This window comes from Brevundimonas sp. Root1279 (assembly GCF_001425945.1).
Classification (GTDB): Bacteria; Pseudomonadota; Alphaproteobacteria; order Caulobacterales; family Caulobacteraceae; genus Brevundimonas.
In genome coordinates this window covers 15,534-31,474 of sequence record NZ_LMEB01000001.1, presented here as the reverse complement: position 1 = coordinate 31,474, position 15,941 = coordinate 15,534, and the positions used below count along the sequence as shown (strand labels likewise).

General features: G+C 69.3%; 19 protein-coding genes. 15 read left to right on the top strand and 4 right to left on the bottom strand.

Going from position 1 to position 15,941, the window contains the following annotated elements; all coding sequences use genetic code 11:
• Positions 1 to 22 precede the first annotated feature (22 nt).
• Positions 23 to 451 carry an HIT domain-containing protein gene (locus ASC65_RS00130; RefSeq protein WP_056447806.1) on the top strand — a complete coding sequence of 143 codons (429 nt, stop codon included), beginning with the start codon at positions 23 to 25 and terminating at the stop codon, positions 449 to 451.
• Here the strand turns inward: ASC65_RS00130 and ASC65_RS00125 are convergent.
• The gene (locus ASC65_RS00125) at positions 435 to 989 is read right to left on the bottom strand and encodes a hypothetical protein (protein WP_056447804.1); all 555 of its coding nucleotides are present in this window, start codon (positions 987 to 989) and stop codon (positions 435 to 437) included. The two genes, ASC65_RS00130 and ASC65_RS00125, sit on opposite strands and share 17 nt — an antisense overlap.
• Before the next feature lie 179 nt (positions 990 to 1,168).
• On the opposite strand from ASC65_RS00125, the gene sdhC reads away from it, so the two are divergent.
• The 8 genes from sdhC to ASC65_RS00085 are packed head-to-tail and all read left to right on the top strand — an operon-like array spanning position 1,169 to position 7,009.
• Complete coding sequence (gene sdhC / locus ASC65_RS00120; RefSeq protein ID WP_056447801.1) at positions 1,169 to 1,642, top strand: succinate dehydrogenase, cytochrome b556 subunit; 474 nt, start codon at positions 1,169 to 1,171, stop codon at positions 1,640 to 1,642.
• Positions 1,639 to 2,040, top strand: a complete 402-nt coding sequence (sdhD, locus tag ASC65_RS00115) for a succinate dehydrogenase, hydrophobic membrane anchor protein (protein ID WP_056447799.1) — start codon at positions 1,639 to 1,641, stop codon at positions 2,038 to 2,040. Before sdhC ends, sdhD begins: the two co-directional genes overlap by 4 nt.
• 3 nt (positions 2,041 to 2,043) lie before the next feature.
• On the top strand, positions 2,044 to 3,828 hold the full coding sequence (gene sdhA, locus ASC65_RS00110) for a succinate dehydrogenase flavoprotein subunit (RefSeq protein WP_056447796.1): 1,785 nt from the start codon (positions 2,044 to 2,046) through the stop codon (positions 3,826 to 3,828).
• A complete protein-coding gene (locus ASC65_RS00105) occupies positions 3,828 to 4,631 on the top strand; it encodes a succinate dehydrogenase iron-sulfur subunit (protein WP_056447795.1) in 804 nt (267 codons plus the stop codon). Before sdhA ends, ASC65_RS00105 begins: the two co-directional genes overlap by 1 nt.
• A 22-nt stretch (positions 4,632 to 4,653) precedes the next feature.
• On the top strand, positions 4,654 to 5,520 hold the full coding sequence (locus ASC65_RS00100) for a tetratricopeptide repeat protein (protein ID WP_162245644.1): 867 nt from the start codon (positions 4,654 to 4,656) through the stop codon (positions 5,518 to 5,520).
• A 40-nt stretch (positions 5,521 to 5,560) separates the two neighbouring features.
• A complete protein-coding gene (locus tag ASC65_RS00095; protein ID WP_056447793.1) occupies positions 5,561 to 5,881 on the top strand; it encodes a 2Fe-2S iron-sulfur cluster-binding protein in 321 nt (106 codons plus the stop codon).
• Positions 5,882 to 5,885: 4 nt separating this feature from the next.
• A complete protein-coding gene (locus ASC65_RS00090; protein WP_056447790.1) occupies positions 5,886 to 6,686 on the top strand; it encodes a kinase in 801 nt (266 codons plus the stop codon).
• Entirely contained in the window at positions 6,683 to 7,009 is a 327-nt protein-coding gene (locus tag ASC65_RS00085; protein ID WP_056447787.1) for a PilZ domain-containing protein, read from the top strand. The genes ASC65_RS00090 and ASC65_RS00085 overlap by 4 nt, the downstream gene beginning before the upstream one ends.
• Here ASC65_RS00085 and ASC65_RS00080 read toward each other — a convergent pair.
• Positions 7,006 to 8,001, bottom strand: coding sequence for an acyl-CoA thioester hydrolase/BAAT C-terminal domain-containing protein (locus tag ASC65_RS00080; protein WP_056447784.1), 996 nt, complete (start codon positions 7,999 to 8,001; stop codon positions 7,006 to 7,008). The genes ASC65_RS00085 and ASC65_RS00080 overlap by 4 nt on opposite strands.
• Positions 8,002 to 8,130: 129 nt before the next feature.
• Between ASC65_RS00080 and ASC65_RS00075 the strand changes: the two genes are divergently transcribed.
• Positions 8,131 to 8,652, top strand: coding sequence for an SseB family protein (locus ASC65_RS00075; protein ID WP_056447781.1), 522 nt, complete (start codon positions 8,131 to 8,133; stop codon positions 8,650 to 8,652).
• Here ASC65_RS00075 and ASC65_RS00070 read toward each other — a convergent pair.
• On the bottom strand, positions 8,621 to 9,475 hold the full coding sequence (locus ASC65_RS00070; protein WP_056447778.1) for an HAD family hydrolase: 855 nt from the start codon (positions 9,473 to 9,475) through the stop codon (positions 8,621 to 8,623). The genes ASC65_RS00075 and ASC65_RS00070 overlap by 32 nt on opposite strands.
• A gap of 111 nt (positions 9,476 to 9,586) precedes the next feature.
• A complete protein-coding gene (locus tag ASC65_RS00065) occupies positions 9,587 to 11,911 on the bottom strand; it encodes a PAS domain-containing sensor histidine kinase (protein ID WP_056447775.1) in 2,325 nt (774 codons plus the stop codon).
• A 209-nt stretch (positions 11,912 to 12,120) separates the two neighbouring features.
• On the opposite strand from ASC65_RS00065, the gene ASC65_RS00060 reads away from it, so the two are divergent.
• From ASC65_RS00060 to ASC65_RS00040, 5 genes are all read left to right on the top strand, one after another.
• Positions 12,121 to 12,525, top strand: a complete 405-nt coding sequence (locus ASC65_RS00060) for a metallopeptidase family protein (protein WP_056447772.1) — start codon at positions 12,121 to 12,123, stop codon at positions 12,523 to 12,525.
• Positions 12,526 to 12,744: 219 nt separating this feature from the next.
• Entirely contained in the window at positions 12,745 to 13,917 is a 1,173-nt protein-coding gene (gene rlmN / locus ASC65_RS00055) for a 23S rRNA (adenine(2503)-C(2))-methyltransferase RlmN (RefSeq protein ID WP_056447770.1), read from the top strand.
• 231 nt (positions 13,918 to 14,148) lie between these two features.
• Positions 14,149 to 14,592 (top strand): DUF350 domain-containing protein, encoded by a 444-nt coding sequence (locus tag ASC65_RS00050; protein WP_056447769.1) that lies wholly within the window; start codon positions 14,149 to 14,151, stop codon positions 14,590 to 14,592.
• A 50-nt stretch (positions 14,593 to 14,642) separates the two neighbouring features.
• Positions 14,643 to 15,020 (top strand): four helix bundle protein, encoded by a 378-nt coding sequence (locus tag ASC65_RS00045; protein ID WP_082525800.1) that lies wholly within the window; start codon positions 14,643 to 14,645, stop codon positions 15,018 to 15,020.
• A gap of 20 nt (positions 15,021 to 15,040) precedes the next feature.
• Positions 15,041 to 15,862 carry a S1 family peptidase gene (locus ASC65_RS00040; protein ID WP_056447768.1) on the top strand — a complete coding sequence of 274 codons (822 nt, stop codon included), beginning with the start codon at positions 15,041 to 15,043 and terminating at the stop codon, positions 15,860 to 15,862.
• Positions 15,863 to 15,941 lie beyond the last annotated feature (79 nt).

The following is a 15,941-nucleotide window of genomic DNA, read 5'->3' as shown; positions in this document are numbered from 1 at the left end:
CTGACCGCGTAACCCATTGGGCATGAACGCAGCCTTCCAGGCCGATCTCGCCTTTGACGCCGGTTCCGTCGTGGTCTGCGACTGGCCCCTGTGCCAGGTGCGACTGCAGGACGACGCCCGCTTCCCGTGGCTGATCCTCATTCCCCGCCGGCCGGGGCTCCATGAGATCGAGGACCTGACGCCCGCGGAACGGGCCGAGCTGATGGAGGAGATCGTGCGCGCCGGCGAGGCGGTGCGCGCCCTGGCCGTCGCCGCCGGTCGACCGGTGCAAAAGCTCAACGTGGCGGCCCTCGGCAATGTCACGGCCCAGCTGCATGTGCATGTGGTCGGCCGTCGCCACGACGACGAACTGTGGCCTGATCCGATCTGGGGGCGCGGCGGCGCGGTTCCCTACGGGGCTTCGGCCCTGCAGGCCGCGGTGTCGCGGATCCGGCTCAGTCGGGACGGGTGAGCGTCACCGCCGTCGTCCGGCCGTCGGCGGTCAGCCGCCCGGTCCAGCCCTTGCCCGAAGGCGTCAGCGTGATGGTCCCCACGCCCTCCAGCGTCAGCGTTCCGGCGCTGGCCGTGGCCCCGCCCTCAGCGCTGGTCCGACGCCAGCCGCCCTCGGCGATCGCGCCCCCGGCGTCCAACAGCACCACCTCATAGAGGGTCCGGCCCTCGCCGTCGGCGATGCGCCAGGCCCCGTCCAGCGGCCCGGCCGTCTGGTCGGTGCGCACCTCGGCCGAGGCCACGCCCTGGTCATAAGCCGTCTCGGCGTCGGTCGGGGCGTACTCATAGGAGCGGGCGTAGGCGTCGACCCGCACCGGCTCGGCCAGCGGCTCGCGGTTCGGGTTCGGCGCCGCATCGCCCTGGGCGACTTCCTGGCCGAAGTCCGAGGCCGGCTCGAACGGCCGGATCGCCGGAGCCGAATAGGTCTCCAGCGTCGATGGATGGGGCGCGGCCTGCTGAACCAGCACGCCCGCCAATATGGCCACGATGTACCCCGACATGGGCGCACTCTGCCGCGATCACGCGGTTCTGGCAAAGCGGCGAACGGGCGACCCGCGAATTCGTGATCGGCGTGGCGGTATCGGTCCGCGCTTCGTTGACCCCCGCCCCCCCGCTGACTAAAGCCTGATCACCGATTTCGGGCGACTGATTTCGCTCGGTTTTTGAGAACCATTCGCATATGTCGAGCACCCCTCCGCCGGGCGACGCCTCCAACGATCCGACGACCGATCAGACCGGTCGCTTCGTGCGTCAGCCCAATGGCCGCATCCGGCCCCTGTCGCCTCACCTGCAGATCTGGCGCTTCCACGTCACCATGTGGGGCTCGATCCTGAACCGTGGCGCGGCCATCGGCCTGTCCTTCGGCCTGCTGTTCGTGGTCGGCTGGATGGTCGCCGCCGCCTGTGGGCCGGACGCTTACGCCGCCTACACCGGCTGCATGGGCTCGCCGCTCGGCCTGCTGATCTGGTTCGGCGTCACCCTGGCCGCCGCCTATCACCTGACCGCCGGCATCCGGCACCTGGTCTGGGACGCCGGCGAAGGCCTGGCGATCAAGCCCGCCGACCAGCTGACGGTGATCAGCATGGTCGCCGCCGTCGTCATCACCGTCGGCTTCTGGGCCGCCCTGTTCCTGAGCGGAAAGGTGGTCCTGTGAGCAACGCCCGCTTCATCCGCAATGTGAAGGTGTCCGAGCGCCACGGCGCCGGCGAGTGGAAGGCCGAACGCGCCACCTCCCTCATTCTCATCCCGCTGGCCCTGTGGGGCTTCTGGAGCGCCTGGACCGTGTCGGGTTCGGGCTACGCCGGCGCGACCGAGTGGTTCCGTTCGCCGGTCAACGCCGTCGTCCTCGCCATCACCCTGCTGATCAGCATCTGGCACATGTGGATGGGCCTGAAGGTCGTCGTCGACGACTACATCCACAAGCCGTCGAGCCGCACCGCCCTCCTGGGCCTGATCGGCGTCCTCTGTCTTGCGCTGGCCGTCGCCGGCGTCTTCTTCCTCGTGCGCCTGGCGCTGGGCTCCGCCCCGCTCCCGGCCGGTCTCGGAGCCTGATCGTTGGCCGCCTACGAATTCGTCGATCACGCCTATGACGTCGTGGTGGTGGGAGCCGGCGGCTCCGGCCTGCGCGCCGCCCTCGGCGCCGCCCAGCAGGGGCTGAAGGTCGCCTGCGTCACCAAGGTCTTCCCGACCCGCTCGCACACCGTCGCGGCCCAGGGCGGCATCTCCGCCTCGCTCGGCAACATGGGCGAGGACAGCTGGAAATGGCACATGTACGACACCGTCAAGGGGTCGGACTGGCTGGGCGATCAGGACGCCATCGAATACCTCGTCCGCGAGGCGCCCAAGGCGGTCTATGAGCTCGAGCACTGGGGCGTACCCTTCTCGCGCACCGACGACGGCCGCATCTACCAGCGCGCCTTCGGCGGCATGACCCGCAACTACGGCGAGGGCCCCGTGCAGCGCACCTGCGCCGCCGCCGACCGCACCGGCCACGCCATCCTGCACACCCTCTACGGCCAGTCGGTCCGTCGCGAGGTCGAGTTCTTCGTCGAATATTTCGCCCTCGACCTGATCATGCAGGACGGCGCCTGCACCGGCGTTACCGCGCTGAAGCTGGACGACGGCACCCTGCACCGCTTCCGCGCCAAGATGGTGGTCCTGGCGACCGGCGGTTACGGCCGCGCCTATTTCTCGGCCACCTCGGCCCACACCTGCACCGGCGACGGCAACGCCATGGTGCTGCGCGCCGGCCTGCCCCTGCAGGACATGGAGTTCGTGCAGTTCCACCCGACCGGCATCTACGGCGCCGGCTGCCTGATCACCGAGGGCGCCCGCGGCGAGGGCGGCTATCTGACCAACTCGGAAGGCGAGCGCTTCATGGAGCGCTATGCGCCGACCGTGAAGGACCTGGCCCCGCGCGACATGGTCAGCCGCTCCATGACCATCGAGATCCGCGAAGGCCGCGGCGTGGGCCCGAACAAGGACCACATCTTCCTGCACCTGGACCACCTGGATCCGGCCATCCTGCACGAGCGTCTGCCTGGCATCTCGGAATCGGCCAAGATCTTCGCCGGCGTCGACGTCACCAAGGAGCCGATCCCGGTGCTGCCGACCGTCCACTACAACATGGGCGGCATCCCCACGAACTATCACGGCGAGGTGCTCACCCTCCGTGACGGCAACCCGGACAGCGTCGTTCCCGGCTTGATGGCCGTCGGCGAGGCCGCCTGCGTCTCGGTGCACGGCGCCAACCGCCTGGGCTCCAACTCCCTGACCGACCTGGTCGTGTTCGGCCGCGCCGCCGGCCTGCGCACCGGCGAGGTCGTCGACAAGACCTCGGCCGTGCCGGACGCCCCGGCCTCGGCCACCGACGGCCACCTGGCTCGCCTCGACCGCTTCCGCAACGCCAACGGCTCGACCCCGACGGCCAAGCTGCGCACGGCCATGCAGCGCGCCATGCAGTCCGACGCCGCCGTGTTCCGCACCGGCAAGACCCTGGAAGAGGGTGTCTCCAAACTGCGCGCCATCCACGCCCAGGGCGACGACATCCGCACCACCGACCGCGGCCTGATCTGGAACACCGATCTGGTCGAGACCCTAGAATACGACAACCTGATCGATCAGGCCCTGGTCACCATCGAGGGGGCCCTGAACCGCACCGAGAGCCGCGGCGCCCATGCGCGCGAGGACTTCCCGGATCGCGACGACGTCAACTGGATGAAGCACACCCTCGCCTGGAAGACCCCCGGCGATCAGGTGAAGATCGACTACCGTCCGGTCCACAATTACACGATGTCGGACGAGGTCTCGTACATCGAACCCAAGGCGCGGGTTTACTAATGGTCCAGCTCACTCTCCCGCGGGGCTCCAAGCCCACCACCGGCAAGGTCCACAAGGCCCCGGCCGGCGCCCAGAACGTCAAGACCTACAAGGTCTACCGCTACGACCCCGAGGTCGATGCCGATCCGCGCTGGGACGTCTATGAGGTCTCGGCCGACGAGCACGGCCCGATGCTGCTGGACGCCCTGATCCACATCAAGAACGAGATCGACCCGACCCTGACCTTCCGGCGCTCGTGCCGCGAGGGCATCTGCGGCTCGTGCTCGATGAACATCGACGGCCGCAACGCCCTGGCCTGCACCAAGGGCATGGACGAGTGCTCGTCCAACACCATCGCCATCGCGCCCCTGCCGCACCAGCCGGTGGTCAAGGACCTGGTGACCGACCTGTCGCTGTTCTACGCCCAGTACGACTCCATCCAGCCCTACCTCCAGTCGGACGAGCCGGATCCGGAGAAGGAGCGCCTGCAGTCGCCGGAAGACCGCGCCAAGCTGGACGGCCTGTACGAGTGCATCCTGTGCGCCTGCTGCTCGACCTCGTGCCCAAGCTACTGGTGGAACCAGACCGAATACCTCGGCCCGGCCGCCCTGCTGCAGTCCTACCGCTGGATCGCCGACAGCCGTGACGACGCAACGGACAAGCGCCTCGACGACCTCGAGGACCCGTTCAAGCTCTACCGCTGCCACACGATCATGAACTGCGCCCAGGTCTGCCCGAAGGGCCTGAACCCGGCCAAGGCCATCGCCGAGACCAAGAAGCTGATGGTCTCGCCGAGCCGGAAGAAAGAGAAGGCGTCGGCCTGACGTGATGCTGGCGACCCTCTCCATGTCGGTCGCCCTAGCGGCCGGGCCGACCGCGAATGCCGAGCTGACCGCGGCCATGGCGCGTCGGCCCATCGCCGAGTCCTATGCCGAGATCGGTCGTCTCGCTGAAGCCGATGTTCCAGGCGCCCGCGCCATCTACGACGGCTACGGCGCCTTGGGCTTGGCGGGGAACGGTTCGGATTTTCCCGCCGCCTGCCGGGCCTGGGAAACGGGCGCTGAAGTCTCGGCCGAGGCCGCGCACATGACGGCCGAGTGCTACGAGCACGGCCATGGCGGCGTGGCTGATCTCCCGCGCGCGGTCGCCCTCTATACCGCCGCCGGCGAAGGCGGCTACGCCAAGTCCCTGTGTGCGCTCGGCCTGATACTGATGACGGGCAAGGGCGTGACCGCCGATCCCGTCCGCGCGGCCGAGCTGTGCCGCCGAGCCGCCGAGATGGGCGATGCCGACGCCCAGACCGACACAGGCAATTTCTATCTTTTCGGCTCCGGAGTCGCCGAAGACCACGCTGAGGCCTTCCGCTGGTACAGTCTCGCCGCCGCCCAGAGGCAGAGGAACGCCTCCTTCACCCTCGCCCAGATGTACTGGAACGGCGATACCGTCGAGAAGGATAACGACGAGGCCGTCCGCTGGTGGCTCGTCGCCTATGACGCCGGCCGCGAGGACGCCGCCCTGGAGTTGGCCCGGGCCTATATGGTCAGTGGCGTCCGGGGGCGGAGCGCCGCTGACCTCGATGCGGAGGCTCTTCGCAAGTCGATCCGGTGGTTCGAGATCGCCCTGCCCCAGGTGGCCGCTGGCCCGGAACGGGACGAAGCGGAAAAGCATCTCGGCCTGGTCCGCCGCCTTCTTGCGGGCCCCGAGGCGCCCTGAGCCCCTTGCGTCCGTCGCGGGCTGGGATATGAGCCGCAGCATGGCGAAGATCACCTACATCGAACACGACGGGCGCGAGCACACCGTCGAGGTCAAGAACGGCCTCTCCGTGATGGAGGGGGCGATCCGCAACAATGTGCCCGGCATCGACGCCGACTGCGGCGGCGCCTGCGCCTGCGCCACCTGCCACGTCTATGTGGACGAGAATTTCCAGGCCGAGACCGGCCGCGCCTCGGCCATGGAGGAGTCGATGCTCGACTTCGCCGAGAACGTCCAGCCGAACAGCCGCCTGTCGTGCCAGATCCGCGTCTCGGACGACTTGGACGGCCTGATCGTCCGCCTCCCCGAGAACCAGCACTGATCCCATGGGGCGGGCCGATCCGCGACTGATCGACCTGATCGGCCGCCTGATTGCGCAGGGGCCGACCGACCGCCCGCCGCTGATCGCCCTGGCGGGCGCGCAGGGCTGCGGCAAGACCACCCTGGCCCGAGAGGCCGCCGCCCGCTTCGGCGCCGCCCACCTCTCGCTCGACGACGTCTATCTGACCCGGGCCGAGCGCGAGGCCCTGGCCCGCACGATCCATCCTCTGTTCGCCGTGCGCGGGCCGCCGGGGACCCACGACCTGGCCCTCCTGAGCCGCACCCTCGACGCCCTGTCGGCCGCCGGCCCCGACGCCGCGACGCTGTTGCCGGCCTTCGACAAACACGCCGACGATCGCCGGACCGAGGCCGACTGGCCCGTCGTCCGGGGCCGCCCCTCGGCCATCCTGCTGGAAGGCTGGTGCCTCGGCGTGCAGGCCGAGGACGCCGCCGCCCTGGCCGAGCCGGTCAACGCCCTGGAGCGCGACCATGACGCCGACGGCCGCTGGCGGAGCGCGATCAACACCGCCGTCGCCGGTCCCTATGCCGACCTCTTCGCCCGCTTCGACGCCCTGGTCTTCCTCAAGGCCCCGTCCTTCGATGTCGTCCTGGACTGGCGCTGCGAGCAGGAGGCGGAGTTGCTCGGTCTCGCGCCGGACGCCTTGCCCGCCGCCGACCGGGTGCGGATCGAAGGCTTCATCGCCCACTTCGAACGGCTCACCCGGCGCATGCTTTCGGGCGGCGTCGCGGCGACGTTTACGGTGACGCTGGACCGGGACCGCGTTCCGGGCTCTATCGCCGCATGAAGCCCAGCCAGGACCGCCGGTTCGAGACTCGATCGCCCGCCAATGCGCGCGGCGTCATCGTCGCGCCCGGTCTGGAGCTGCCCTGCCTGATCGCCGACCAATCGGCGGCCGGCATGAAGCTGCGCCTCGATCGCGCCTACCCCCTGCCGTCACGGGTGATCGTCATCGACGTCGGCCAGGCCTTGGCCATCGAGGTCGAGGTGGCCTGGTGCAAGGGTGTCGAGGCCGGGGTCAAGCGCGGCGCTTCCGCCGGCCTGGGCGGCCTCGTCCCCTCGCGCCTCGCCGCCGCCCGCGACGCCTATATGCGGGCCGGGGGGCGCTAGTCCCCCAAGGTCCGCGCCATGAAGGCGACCACCTTCGGCCAGGCGTCCAGCCGCGCCGCGGCATCGGCCTCCGGCGCGCCGCCGCCGCGCCCTTCGCCGCGCAGGTCGCCGTCGCCGCCGATCAGGTCGTGGCCGGCGTCCGCATAGACGAGCAGCTCGGTCTCCAGCCCAGCCGTCCGCCGCGACGCCTCGATATTGCGAGCCTGGCGTTCGCTGTTCCACTGCGCGTCCTTGCCGCCGGCGATCAGCATCAGGGCGCCCGGATACTGCTCGACCGGGATACGGGCCGCGGCCTCCCGCCCGGGATGGTCGGCGCGACCGTTCTCGTGGATGGCGCGCAGGTCGGCCTTGCCCGGCCCGGCCAGCAGCCCCTCGACGAAGCCGCGATAGGGCATGAAGGCCAGGGCCTGTCCGCCGAACGAGAAGGACGAGCGCGTTCCTTCGGCCTCGACCGTCTCCAGCCCCCAGCCCTCCCACACCACGTCCGACGGGGTGTAGGCGACGACGCTGTCGATCCACGGATAGCGGCTGGCCGCGATCAGGGCGAACTCCGAACCCTTGGAGCCGCCGAACAGGCCGAAGCGCTCGACGTCCACACCCGGCATGGTCTTCAGCGCCTCGCGCAGCGCGCCGATCTGGTCGACGCGGATGTCGACGAAGCTGCCTGGCAGGTCGGGGAATTTCGGCGGCGGACCGTATTCGCCCCAGTTCGGCGAATAGTAAGGCAGGCCCACGGCCGCATAGCCCAGCTCCGCGAGGATCGGCCCGAAGCGCGTGCTCGCCTCGTCGTTTCCGTCGGCCCCGTGCAGGATCACCACCACCGGCCGGGGCGCATCGTCCGTCGTGTAGAGCACCGCGTGCGGGAAGCCAGGCACCGGCGTCTCGGTCACGCGCTCCTGGGCCTGGGCGGGGGCCGCGGTCAGCAGCGAGATCAGGGCCAGCAGGCCGAACAGGCCGCCGAGAAATACTCGAGTCAGTCGGGTCAGGCTCACGGTCGTTCCCTCCGGCGGAATATCCGCCTTTCACAGGGTAGTCGTCGCCGACCGCCGGTTTGGATGCAGCCGAACGCACGGCGGTCTTCGGAGCTTGTCGAAACGGCTCCGCTTTGCTCCAAGACGAGCATGAAATCGCTCGTCCTGTCCGTTCTTGTCTGGTGCTGTTTTGGTGTCGCCCAAGCCCAGGCTCAGTCGCCCGTCGCGGCCCAATGGTCCCCCGAGGTGATCGAAGCCAATCTGGCCGCCGCGATCGAGAACCCCGCGGCTCGGAACGCCTTCCTCACCAGCTTCCTCAATGGAAAGATCTGGGTCCGGGTCGAGCAGTCGACGTACGACGCTGCGGCCGCTCGAGAGCGCGCCGGAACGCTGGAGGCGCTGCCGATGCAGTTGTTCGCGAGCGACATCAACGGCAAGTCGGTGATCTTCGGGTTCACGCGACAGGAGCTCGCGCCGGCGGCCTTCGGCCAACAGGTCCCCCTGCTGGGCATGACCGGCGAACAGGTGCTGCGCCTGCAGAACCAGGCGGGGTTCGTGTTGAACTACAACAACGGGCCGGTGGTCATCTTCACCCCGGAGGAAATCGCGATCCTGCTTCAGTCGATCCAGCGGGCGCCCGTCACACCCCTTCCGGCATCGTCCCCGCATTGATCGCGATCCGTCCGATCAGCCCCTTCACGATGAGGTCCAGCGCCGAGCCCTCGCGATAGTCCGCAGCGGCGACGAAATTGACCCGGTCCTCGGAGATCAGGCCGTAGATCTTCTGCTGGTCGCGCTCGGAATTGCGCGGGTCATAGACGGCGATCGAGAAGCCGCCCTTGGTGTGCATCATCTTCATGGTCGGCACGTCGGTGTCGCCGTCGCCGAGGAAGATCATCCGCTCGAACGGCACCGGCCGGTCGTCGTCGGCCATGAATTTGTTGATCCGCTCGTGCTCCCAGTGGTTCAGCACCCCCTTGTTGATGCGGAACAGATACTGGGTCTTGGTCGTGTAGTTGACGCCCACCGCCGGCCAGATGGCCACGCCGGCGTCGTCGTAGACGAATTTCGACGCGAACACGTGGCGGAACTCCTCGCGGATCGGGCAGCCGTCGATCATCTCCTCCAGCCCGGCCGAGATGATGTAGTGCTCGATCTCCAGGCCGTATTTGGCGCCCACGGCGTTGATCCGCTCGAACCAGCCCGGCCCGGTCAGGTCCGTCTTCAGCCCGTCGAACAGCTTCACGTCCTGGCCGTGCTCGGCCAGCAGCTTGCGGGTGATCGGCGCGTCGTTCTCCCGCGCCCGCTGCAGCATCAGCTGCATGTACATCAGGATGTTGTCGGCGTCGGCCTCGCGGGTCAGCTTGTCCGCCGCGCCCCAGAAGTCGCCGATGCCCATCCCCACCGACGGGATGAAGGTGACCTCCTGCATGTTCCCGCGCGCAAGCGTGCCGTCGAAGTCGTAGATCAGGGCGGTCTTGAGGAGCTTGGCCATGCGGGCGGGGTCCGGCGCGAAAAGTGATTAGTGGCTAGTGATTAGTGATTGGGGTGTCAAAGCGGCGCCCGAGGCCGCCAACCACTAATCACTAACCACTAATCACTCACTTCAGCCCAGCCGCAGCTCCGGCGCGGCCGCCGCCACCGCCGCCTCGATCGGCAGGTGCAGGATGAAGGTCGCGCCCTTGCCGGGCTCGCTCTCGACCTCGGCCCAGCCGCCGTGCAGCTCGACCAGGGCCTTGACCAGGGCCAGGCCCACGCCCGGCCCGCCGCGCTCGCGGCGCACGAAGCGGTCGAAGACGTGGGCCTGCAGATGATAGGGGATGCCCCGCCCGGTATCCTCGACGCGGATGCGGACCTCGGTCGGAGACGCCTCCGCGGTCAGGCTGACGGCCCCGCCCTCGGTGACGGCGCGAGCGGCGTTGTCGAGCAGATATTCGATGGCCTGGCCGACCCGCTGGGAGTCGGCCCGGATCGGGCGCAGGCCGGACGGGCAGGCGACGTTGAGGCTGGCCCCGCGACCCTCGATCCGCCCGCGCACCCGTTCCGCCGCCTGGTCCAGCAGGTCGCAGACGCGCACGTCGCCGAGCGTCAGCTCCATCTCGCCGGCGTCGATCTGAGCCATGTCCAGCACGTCGTCGATCGAGCGGGCCAGCTGGCTGGCGGCGACGCGGATCGCCCCGGCGTGCTGGCGGCTCCGGTCGGGCAGGTCGCCCAGGGTCTCGAGCAGCTCGGAATAGCCGACGATGGTCGTCAGCGGCGTGCGCAGTTCATAGGACACGCTGCCCACGAACTCGCGCTTCAGGGCGGTCGACTCCTCCAGCGCCTGGGCCTTGGCGGCCAGGGCCTGTTCCAGGCCGCGGCGGGCGGTGATGTCGACAAACGCCACCAGGGTGGCCCCGTCAGGCAGCGGTCGGGTCTGCCAGGCCGCGATGCGGCCGTCGGTGGTCCGCCCCTCGCCCGAAATGGGCACTCGGCTCTCCGGATCGGGGTCGGCGACCCGCGCCTTCAGTCCCAGCCACAGGGCCGGGTCGGGCATGGTGGACTGGCACAGGGCGGCGACGGCGTCGAAGTCGCCGGCCGCGTCCAGCGCCTCGCCGCTGATGCCCCAGAAGCTGTCGAAGGCCTCATTGTGCAGGCGGATGCGCCCGTCCGAGCCGAACACGGCGACGGCGTCGTTCAGCTTGTCCAGCGTCGCCGTCTGCACCTGGATCTGCGCATTGTAGCGGCTGCGCAACTTCAGCTCGTCGGTGATGTCCGAGAACAGCAGCAGCACCCCGCCCAGAGGGTGCGGTTGGCGCACCACCCGCAGCGTCCGGCCGTCGGGCAGGGACCAGCTGTCGTCCGGCGCGGCCTCGGAGGCGCCGTAGAAGTCCAGCTCATTGGCCTTCCAGCCGGCGTAGTCGATCACCTCGGGCAGCAGCCGGCGCTGGCGCAGCCGGTCCAGCAGCTCGGCGTGGGTCGGCCGCTCGTCCAGCCAGGCCGGATCGAGATTGAACAGCTGCTGGAAGGCGGTGTTGTGGAAGGCCAGCCGCTTCGACGGACCGAAGATGGCCACGGCGTCGGCCAGATGGTTCAGGGTCTCGTCATGGGCCTCGACGTGGCGGCGCAGGGTGTCGCGCGTCTCTTCCGCCTCGGTCATGTCGAGCGCGAAGGCCAGCACTGCGCCCGCGCCCCCCGGCGCCGGCTCGGCCACGATCCGCCAGGCCCGCCGCCGACCGCCGCCGGTGGTCCAGCGGAAGCCCTCCTGGCGCTGATGCAGCCGCCCGGCCTCCGCCACGATGGCGTCCGCGCCGCGGTCGAAGCTCAGCTTCTTCTCGCGCGCCGCCTCGACGCTCTCGGTCTTCATCTCGGCCAGCCAGGCCGAATTGGCCCAGGCCAGCCGTCCGGCCGCGTCGGTGATCCAGGTCGGATTGGGATAGGCGTCGGCCAGCAGGCCCAGCCCGCTCTCCGCCGCCGTGCCGACCAGGCCGAGCCGCGACAGCCTCAGCCAGGCCGCCCCCGCCGACGAGCGCCCCTCGACCGCCCAGCCGCCGGCCGAGCCGTCCAGCACTGCGTCGAAGGCCTCGCCGTGATCCAGCAGGGCGTCCAGCCGCGGCCCGGCGGCGGCGCGCACCGCGTCGATGACCAGCAGGGCCGGGTCGGTGGTCTCGTCGCCCTCGCCGCCCAGTTCGGCGGTGATGGCGTCCCAGGCCACCGGCGAGCCCAGCCGCCGCGGGCGACCGTCGGGGGTCAGGGCCAGGCGCACGTCCTCGAAGGCGGCCAGCGCCCCGTCGCGGTCGGCCAGGGCGGCGTGGGCGGACTCCAGCTCGGCCTCGGCGGTCTCGGTGCGCTGAGCCAGCTGACCGCGCAGCCGCGCGGCCCAGGCGCTCAGCGCCAGCGCCAGCCCCGCAGCCCCCGCGGTCGCGACATAGGCGATGTCCGCCTCAGCCATGTGTCCTGATCAGCTCCCGCTCCGATTCGGTAACCATAACGCATGGGCGAGCGCGGTCGAGGGACGAGGGGCGGCGCAGTGATTAGTGGTTAGTGATTAATGGTTGGCCTGTGCGGTCCCTGTCGTCGTAGCCCCGTCGTCGGCCGTGGACACGCCGCTGCCAATCACTAATCACTAACCACTAATCACTCGCCACGGGCGCCGCATCCATGACCACCTGGACCAACCAGCTCGCCCCGTCCCTCGACGACTTCGCCCGTCTGGCGCGCGAAGCCTTCGACGCCCTGCCGCAGCCCTTCAAGGGCCTGGCCGGCGAGGTGGTCATCCGCGTCGACGACTTCGCCGACGACGAGACCCTGGCGGCGATGGACATGGAGGACCCGTTCGAGCTGACCGGCCTCTACCACGGCGTCGATATCGGCCGCCGCGACAGCATGGGCCCGGCCGCCGAGCCCTCGCGCATCTTCCTCTACCGCCGCCCGATCCTCGACGAATGGTGCGAGCGCGGCGACGTCGGCCTCTCCGAGATCATCGCCCACGTCCTCATCCACGAAATCGGCCACCACTTCGGCCTCGACGACGACCAGATCCACGACATTGAGGACGCGGACTGACTGAGTGGCTAGTGGCTAGTGGCTAGTGGCTAGTGGCTAGTGGCTAGTGGCTAGTGGCTAGTGTTCGCAGATTCGCTGGTTGCGGAAGGGCGGCGCGAACTTTTCCGTCGCAGGCTGGCGGCCAGCCACTAGCCACTAGCCACTAGCCACTCCCCCCCGCCTTAAAACCCGCACGATCTGTGGTATAAGCCCCGCCTCCCGCCACCGAAGGATGCAGCCTTGAGCCTCACGCTCGACCTTTCGCGCACGTCCAGCGCCGCCCAGCCCGCCGCTCCCGTCAACCTCTCGGGTCTGACGCGCGCCGAGCTGCGACAGGCGCTGATCGACGCCGGCGTGTGCCCGCCCGAGAAGGCCAAGATGCGCGCCTCGCAGGTGTGGAGCTGGATCCACCACTACGGCGTCACCGACTTCGCGGCGATGAGCAACGTCGCCAAGGACATGCAGGCCAAGCTGGCCGAGAGCTTCACCCTCGCCCGTCCCGAGATCGTCGAGCGCCAGGTGTCCAAGGACGGCACCCGCAAATGGCTGATCCGCACCGCGCCGGGCATCGAGATCGAAACCGTCTACATCCCGGACGTCGGCCGCGCCGGCGCCCTGTGCGTCTCGTCCCAGGTCGGCTGCACGCTGAACTGCACCTTCTGCCACACCGGCACCCAGAAGCTGGTCCGCAACCTGACCGCCGCCGAGATCGTGGCCCAGGTCCAGGTCGCCCGCGACGACCTCGGCGAATGGCCGTCGCCCAAGGAAGACCGCCGCCTGTCGAACATCGTGTTCATGGGCATGGGCGAGCCGCTCTACAATCTGGACCACGTCGCCAACGCCATCGACATCATCTCGGACAACGAGGGCATCGCCCTGTCGCGCCGTCGGATCACGGTCTCGACCTCGGGCGTGACGCCGCAGCTCGATGCGCTGGGGACCCGCACCCAGGCCATGCTGGCGATCAGCCTGCACGCCACCAACGACCCGCTGCGCGACCAGCTCGTGCCGCTGAACAAGAAGTACAATCTCGAACAGCTGATGGCGTCGATCCGCGCCTATCCGGGCCTGTCCAACGCCCGTCGCGTGACCTTCGAGTACGTGATGCTGAAGGGCGTCAACGACAGCCCGGAAGAAGCCAGGGCGTTGCTCAAGCTGATCGAGGGCATCCCGGCCAAGGTCAATCTGATCCCGTTCAATCCCTGGCCCGGCACGGACTACGAGTGCTCGGACTGGAAGACGATCGAGCGTTTCGCGGCCATCCTCAACAAGGCCGGCTACGCCAGCCCGATCCGCACCCCCCGCGGCCGCGACATCCTCGCCGCCTGCGGCCAGCTCAAGTCCGAGAGCGAAAAGGTCCGGGCTTCGGCGCTGCGTAAGGCGGGCCAGGACGCGGCGGCCGACGCCGCCTGAGGGCGAGTGATTAGTGGTTCGTGATTAGTGATTGGTCAGTGCTGGACCGCCTGCGGGGGGCAGCTGGGCGCCGGCGGCGTTCACCCCTGCCGGCCAACCACTAATCACGAACCACTAATCACTTCGCCCGACACACACCGACACAGATCTTGACCGACTGTGGCGCCGCCGCGCTTGCGGATTGGGGCTTCAATGGGGCAAGCGGGAGTTGTGTCAGTCACGCGGTCAGCAATGGACTCCTCGTCCCTCGCTCAGATTCTGGAAAGTCCGGAGGTCCAGGCCTTCGCGACCGGTTTCCCGACGACCCTCGCTCACCTGGGCGTGACTCTCGCCCTGCTTGTCGCCGGCGCCGTCATCTACGCCCTGCTGACCCCCTGGAAAGAGATCAGCCTGATCCGCGAGGGCAACTCCGCCGCCGCGGTCGCCTTCGCCGGCGTGCTGGTCGGCCTGGCCATCCCGCTGGCGGTCAGCCTCAGCGTCTCCACCTCGGTGCGCGACATCACCATCTGGGGCGTGGCGACGGTGGTTCTCCAGCTGCTGGCCTTCCGCATCGTCGACCTGCTGCTGACCGGCCTGCCCCAGCGCATCCGCGACGGCGAGATCTCCGCCGCCGTCCTGCTGGTCGGCGCCAAGCTGGCGACCGCCCTGATCCTCGCCGCCGCTCTGACTGGATAGGTGCTAGGTTCTAGGGATCAGGTTCTAGGGATCAATCGGGGAGCGGTGACGTGACGGTGCGATCTTACAGGGACCTGACAGTCTGGCAGAAGGGCATGGGGTTGGCTGCCGCGGTCTACAGGCTGACCCGCGAGATGCCGAAGCACGAGGAGTACCGTATCTCCGGCCAGATGATACGTGCGGCCACCTCAGTGCCGGCCAACATCGCTGAAGGTCATGGCCGTGGGACGCGTCGGGATTACGCTCAGTTTGTGAGCATCGCCAAAGGCTCATTGGCCGAGCTGGAGACCTTCTTGCTCCTCGTCGGGGACCTCGAGCTTGCCCCTCGGGACGCCACCGATGTTGTGTTGCGTCAGGCCGAGGAGGTCGGGCGAATGTTGACCGCTCTGAGAGGCAGTTTGGTCGTCTCTTCTTCCCCTAGAACCTAGCACCTAGAACCTAGAACCTCATGCGTCCTCCGGACTGGGCAATTTACGCCGCCGTCGTCACCGCCCTGGTGCTGCTCTCGCTTGCTCAGCGCGAAAACGCCGACGCCCCGCCAGCCCCGCCGCCGCCGGACGAGGTAGAAGGGGCGCTGCTCGGCCCGGTGACCCCGTTCGATCCGGCCGTCACGGTCAACGCGCCGGACATCCCCTTCCAGCCCGCTTCGGGCACGGCCTTCTCGATCGCCCAGGAAGGCGTCTGGGTGACGGCCCGTCACGTCGTCGAGGGCTGCCGCCGCCCGGCCATCATGGTCGGCGGCGACCGCGCCGTGGCCGCCGACGTGCGCCTAGCCCCCCAGGCCGACATGGCGGTGCTGCTGACCGCGGGCGGGCCGCCGGCCCTGCCCGTCGCCGCCGACGCTCCGATGCACAAGGGCCAGCGCGCCTTCCATCCCGGCTTCCCGCAGGGTCGCGCCGGCGAGGTCACCAGCCGGCTGCTGGGCCGCGAGACCCTGCGCGTGCGCGGTCGCGGCCAGCGCGACGAGCCGGTGCTGGCCTGGGCCGAGGTCGGCCGCACCGACCAGCTGGACGGCACCCTGTCGGGTCTGTCGGGCGCGCCGGTGCTCGACCGCCAGGGCCGCGTCGTCGGGGTGACCATCGCCGAGAGCCCGCGCCGGGGCCGCATCTACACCACGGCCCCGGACACCTTCGCCCCGGCGCTGCGCGGCGTTCAGCGCGCCGACGAGCCGCTGATGGGCCGCACCGTCGACATCGAGAACTACGGCATCGTCGCCGACGAACTCCGCCGCGACCTGCGCGTGGCCCAGGTGGTGTGTCTGTCGGCCTGACTCAGGTTCTAGGGGTTAGGTTCTAGGTTCTAGGGAGACCGCCGGCGATGCCGGAATTCCCTAGAACCTAGCCCCTAGA